The organism is Streptomyces corchorusii (assembly GCF_001514055.1).
Lineage (GTDB): Bacteria > Actinomycetota > Actinomycetes > Streptomycetales > Streptomycetaceae > Streptomyces > Streptomyces olivaceoviridis.
Window position 1 is genome coordinate 1 of sequence record NZ_KQ948395.1, and the last position, 6,444, is coordinate 6,444.

Annotated in this window: 1 protein-coding gene; it reads left to right on the forward strand. The window is 66.7% G+C overall.

Annotated elements, in window-relative coordinates:
• The first annotated feature begins 1,417 nt into the window (after positions 1-1,417).
• The gene (locus AQJ11_RS44905; RefSeq protein WP_159061823.1) at positions 1,418-6,268 is read left to right on the forward strand and encodes a hypothetical protein; all 4,851 of its coding nucleotides are present in this window, start codon (positions 1,418-1,420) and stop codon (positions 6,266-6,268) included.
• Positions 6,269-6,444: the final 176 nt, after the last annotated feature.

Here is a 6,444-nt window from a genome sequence, read left to right on the forward strand (position 1 = left end):
GACCGATACGACCGTCCCCGCCCACCCCACCGCCACCACTATCAGCATCTCCCTCGACGCCATTACCACTGATACACAGCCGGCCTGGCGAGAGGACGCTCCCACGCGCAGCGGGGATGGCCGGTATCCGGTGGTGGGCCCCGCCACCCGGGAACGCTGGGCCGACACCTTCGCACACTCCCACGCGCGCCTGCACGCTTTGGACCCGGCACAACAAGAAGAACTGCTCCTACAAGCGTTCACCATGATGAACGGCAGGCACCAGGCACCACCCCTCATCCGCGCAGACGCGACCCCCGGCTCCAGCGCCGGCCAATACAGCCAGCTGTACGACGACATCGCAGCCGCCATCGCAGCAACCCTGCACACACAACCCCGCCCCGACCTCCCCCTCAAGCAGCAGCCGGCCTACCGTCTGTCCGAACAACTGCGCGCCGCGTTCGGCACACACGCGACCACCGGACTGCCCGGCGGCACCCCCCAAGCCGACAGCCCCTCAAGTCCCCGAACAGACCGGAGAGGCCCTGACGACCCGAGCCCGACCACATCGTCCCCAGCAGATGCAGTCGGCACCGACCACAGCCTCCCCCGTGGGGTAGCCGCTCCCCTAAGCGCTTCTACACGCCACCTCAATAACGATACGGAGGCCGGCGAGGCTAGGACCTCGACGAACGGCACCGTGTCACCCGGCTCAGGCCACCCACTTGCGCAGCACAGCGCGCTGCGCTCCCCACCGATGGCAGAAAGCGCTGCACGTCCGGGCCCATCACCTGAGGACGCGCCCAGTCCAGGTACCACTCAGCCGGACGATTCACCGACGGGCCTTAGCGATTCGGTCGCACGATTCGGGACTGGCCGCGACGGCGTCAGCAGCGTGGCGCATGTGACACCCGTGCCCCAGCATGTGGTCCGATGGCTTCAGGATCGAGTGATCACTCTGTCGGAGTCGGATGGTCACGGCTTGGACAGCGCCTTCAATGCCAGAGTGCGTCAAGTCCTAACCTCAGCGCTGCTGTCCGCAGAGTGGGCACGGCTCCTCACACCCTCTGGTCTGCCCATCAACGTCTCTCGTCGCGGACAGCGTTATCCGGTCTCCCTACGTCTCAGCCTGAGTGATCCGGTGGCGTCGCCCCAGCAGATGGACCCCATGCCCGACGGACCGCCTGTGGGGCTGCAGCGCTGGGCTTTCGGTACCGGTGAGGTGGGCGACACAGCGGGCAGCGGGGATCTGCGGGCGGTCAGCGGAACCTCGCGTCATAGATGGAGCATGGGGCAGGGATCCCTACGGCGGATCACACTCGCCCCACAGCTGAACCTCACCCACAATCAGCTCACGACAGGGGTTTCCCTGGGGCAAACCGTGCAGTCCATGGCAATGATCCGGAGCAGGGGGCGCTCTTGGCCGTACGACTACGTCATGCACTGGGAGCTGCGCCGCAATGTGGGCCCGACGATGACTGTCCTCGCCGGCGAGGCTGCCCATCAATGGGTCAGCGCCGGTCCGACGCCACCTCTGCCTGACGACTCTGTGACCCGGACGCCCCTGACCGTGTGGTTCCCGTCATACCTGACCACACCACCACCGCGGGCGGTACCCGACGCTCAGGAACCGGGCGCCAAGCCGGCCCCGCTCGGCCGGCTGCTGGATGAACTTCCGCTGTTCGGTGCGGACGCCCTTCCGGACCACGACACGTTGTTCGGCGATGTCGTGTCGGCTTTCGCTGAACATCTGGGAGCGCTGTCCGACGCTTCGCTGGACGAGCTCTACCAGTTCTTCGGCGAAGGAAACCAGCGCGGTCTCCTGTCGCAGGCATGGACCGGTACGGTGGCTTCACCCGTCTTGTACTCGCGTTCCGGTGACGTGCTGGGCTATCTTCGGCTCGCCGTGCGGCTTTCCGGCGGCGACACACCCAGTGGCCCCGCGACATCGAACTCCGTCGTAGACACCTATGTCATGCGGTCGCTACGCATGCAGGGCAGCAGCCAGGTCGCCCATGCTCTCGGCTTGACACTTCCGCTCAGGTTCTCGATGTGGCCGAGTGGGAGCGACGTCCCCAGCGACGGTGAGCAGCGTGGCGGCTCCGTAAGCCTCCAGGGCGGCGTGCAGCATCACTTCGCTCATACCCTCGTCTCGGGTGGGAGTGCTCGAATAGCGCAGTCGCTGCGCACCGCCGAGCCGCAGTTGCACGTGACGGCGGAGATGACGGTGACCGTTACCCTGATGCGGCCCAGCAGCCGACCGGTGCATCCGTCGGCCGGATCACCGCTCGCCGCCGGGAAGCGGTATCGCGTCGGCCTGCTGGTTCCTTCGCTGGCCACGCTCGGTCAGGAGCCGGCCGAGCCACGCTACGTGCCGGCAGAGGTGCTCCACCTCAAGCAACTGGGCGTGTCTACCACCCCCCTTCAAGTCTCGGGCACCACAACGCTCTTCGATCGGGCGGAACGATGGCTGCGTGACCACGGCTTCCTTCCCTCGGACAGACCACGACCCGGCGTGTGGGACGCGGTGAACGAACAGGGGGCCGACGCCCAGCGGCTCGCCAATCAGCGCAAGCTGGACCAGATGCGTTCCCGGCACGGCCTGCGCGCAGCCCTCAACGAGATGGTCGACGGCGGCGCTGCGACGGCCTTTGAACTCCCCGCCCACCTGGGCACCCGCCGTGCCACCGTGCGGCTGACAGCCGAACGCCGCTACACGGGGCCGGAAGACAATGTTGGCATCGACCACGAGAAAGCACTGCCGGGGGTACAGACGCTGAACTACGTGGGCTCTACCACTGCGGGAGACGAGCAGTTCCAGACCACACCACTGGCCTGGAACGTGGGGTTCGGAGCATCGGTCGTCAACCCCTTCGATCTCGTTGACGACGCCTGGTTCCAAGAGTTCGGATTCCGCTACACCTACAGCAGCCAACCGTCGAGGACGACCGGCTCCAGCGCCGGTACCGGCCACGAATACTACATATTGAGCCCCACTTCGGCCGGCTCCCATGTGTTCTCCGTCCCCGTCACATATCGCCTGGAGATCTCCTTCAGTCACGGCGGCGGCCTGCCCGCCCACACGGCTGACGGGAGCGTTCGCCTCGCCCTTCCCGCCCATCGCACGCTCACGACTCCGCACACCGGTCCCCGTCCCATGCCGGCCACGATCAGGGACGTCCTGGCATCGGATGCCCAAGCGCTGGGACAGCCGAGCGACCGTCACCATGCGCAGATGCTGCGACCGCCCGACACAGCGATATTCGACCGGGTGCCGGGAAGCGCGGAACTGCGTGAGCTCATCCCGAGGATGCTGGACGAGATGGATCAGGACACCGTGCGGCAGGAGGAACAGGCTTCGCCCGGCAGGCCACCGATGCCGGGATCGTTCCCCGAAGACGGCGATCTGGAGATGGGCACGGTGCGGACCGTTCCTTCCCACGAGCCGGCGGTACGTCCGGACGACTCGCACAGCCGTCTTTTCAGCACACCAACAGGTACTTCGGAGCAGCCCTCTGCGGACGCGATCGGCGGCCTCTTCGACACCGCGCGGTGGGCCGGCCGCCAGATGTCCGGTCTGGGGCGGTGGTTGGCACGGACTGCCGTGGGGGAACCAGCGACGAATCCCGAGTCCGCGGCCCGGGAAGTGATCGACACGGCGTTCTCCCCTCACCACTTGGTAGGCAATGCTTCCCGCATCTTCGGTGACTCGTATGTGGTGGAAAGCGCCGGCACTCCCGGTCTGGCAGCGGGAACCGACATCATGGTGGAGGTCCGGGGCTACCTCACCGAGGTGAAGGCGCTGCCCGCAGGTCCCCCGATGGACCTCGAACGCTGGCTGCAGTCGGTCGACGCCTCAGCCTCGACCACAACCCGTTCCTCCAGCCACCAGGGCACCTTCTCACTCAACGGTCGGTACGGCCGCAGCGGCCCGGTCACCTCGCCGAACGGCGACTTCATCATGCGTCGTTCCACGACCGACAGCACCACGGTCAACGACAACACTGGTGCCTTCCGTGTCACCACCGAAGACACCACCCCCGTCTACCGTTTCACGGCCAAGCCACATCTGGTGGTGAGGGTCGTCAGGGCGCGACGCAACGTGGTCTCCGGAACCGTCGCTCCCCATGCCGTCGTGAGCAGCAGTACCAAGGTCGTCGAGCCAGGCCCCCTTGAGTTCCTGCTCGTCGACAACGACTTGCAGAACCATCCGGAACTCGCGCGGCTCGTACGTGATACTGGACGACAGCCCGCAGTCGAGAACCACCTGGACCAGCGGCTCCCTCCCTGGTTCGTCGAAACCGGTGGAACGCTGGGTTTCGGGGCCGTCAGCGAGGTCGAACTGTTCCGCGGACGCGACGCGTTCACTGAGAGCATCCGCACCCTCGTCGAGCGCGAAGCACCGGGCGCCACGCGCCCCGGGAACGCCGCCTACGTGCCCGGAGTTCTGTCCAGAATCAACGAGCACGCCACCAGCGTGGGCTTGCGTGCCTTGGTCAACGCCGGGCCTCGCGGACACACCGCATTCCACTTCGTCCACCGCTCCTGGCTCGGCCCCCGTCTCGTGGAGGTGGCCCTCACCGCACACCCCGCCGGCAACGTCGCGTTGCGAGACCTGCGTGGCAAGCGCGTGACGGCCACCTCCGGACTGGACAACGTCTTCGGGCACTCCAATGGCGACGGCGCCACGCTGGGACGGCCAGGAGCCACAAAGGTCAGCCGGAGCACCACGGACAGTCGGGAACTGACGTTCTCCCCAGCCGTCGTGCACCACGGTCACGGTGCTCTCCCAGTCCTCAGCACAGCTGAACGGACCACGTGGACGGATACTCAGCTGTCCAGCCGTGAACGACGCACCTGGCAACGGACGTTCAGCGGCACGAACGAATTCCGCATCCCGTACGAATACAGGGTGACGGTCCGCTCCCGCTCCCTGGACGACGCGCTGACAGGCCGATTGGCCCGTGCGATCAGTGACACCGCCCATGCACTCGCGCCAATCGCCGTCTCACGCATCCGTGGCCTGCTCGGATACCAGCCCCATGCCTCCACCGGGATACAGGCGACCGAACAGGCGGAAGTCACCTTGCGCTTCAACGCATCGGAGACGACCGGGAACTCCCGTACGCTCACCTCCGGCCCCGGCCTCTTCACCTCGAATCCCGCGGCACAGCCGGCCCCACCGCCGTCGCCCGGTGACGCCGTCATCGACTTCACGATCCCGGATGACGTGCGCACGGCAGTCACACAATCGGGTTGGGTCCCCGAGCGGCCCTTCCATGTATACGACTTCGCCGCGGCAGAACAGCTCGGCCGGGCCCTGCGCGCCGTCGATCCAACACTCACGCAAGACCTCTCTCCACGGACCACCCGATCAGCCGAGGGAATCTTCCTCCGTCTGACGACTCTGGCCGCCACTGGCCGGCTCACTCTGCTGGAGCCCGCAGCCACCGCGCCCGTTCTCGGCCACCCGGGAAACAACGGCACATCGGTACGCCTGACCCTGCACGCGCCGCAGGTGGAGGCAAGCAGCAAGGACACGGCGATCGATCGGATCGAACTGGCGGCAGACGGCTTCCAGACACAAGGCGACCAGGTCACCGCAACCGGTGTCACGTTCGCCTACATGTCCGCCGGCCCGCACCCAGTCGGCACCTCCGTTCCCATCGCCGGCGAACGGGCGGCCCTCGGCCAGACGGCCCTCAGCTCCAGCCAGCGTCGTGAACTGCTCCGTTTCGGCACCCCCATGGTCAACGCACGTGGCGAGGGAATGGACGGCTACCGAATCCGAGCCGTAGCGCTCCTGGAGGTCCGTGGTCCCAAGGGCACCTGTTGGGTGACTGGAGACATCCTTCTGCGCACCACCGAAGCACCACCCTTCACCGCCACCGAGAATTTCGACAGCCTCCCTGCGGCAGAAGGAGTCACACCTCCCACGCAGCACGGCTCCCCGTCCGACCTTGCAGATCAGGGCGTCGACAGAGCCAGCCCGCGTCCCGAGCCCGACACCCAACCCTCTGGGGGGCCCGTTGAGAACGTCGACCCCTGCGCGCGGCAGCCCGAAGCAACCAGCCAGACAGCGACGCTTACCGCGCCGTCCACAGAGCGCGATAAGTGGCAAGCCGCTCTCGCCAGCTCCGGCGCAGGAAGAAGCCCTGCGCCGGAGGCAGTGTCGGGCACACCGCAGCATGCAGGGGACGCCGAAGCTGCTGTTCTGCCGTCGTCCGCCGTCGACTCGGCGGACGACGGCAGAGAGGACCGACAACAGCACTTCTCCGGCTCCTACTGATCTTTTCGTTAGTTGTGTGGGTGTGATGGGCTTGTTGGCGGGATCCTGGTGTCGTGTCTTTCGAGTCTTCGTCTGTTGTCTCCGCGCCTGTCGTTCCTCCCTTGACGCGGCCCCAGTTGGCCGAGGCTCGGCGTGTGCGGGCGGCTGAGTTGTTCGAGCAAGGACGCTCGAGTGCT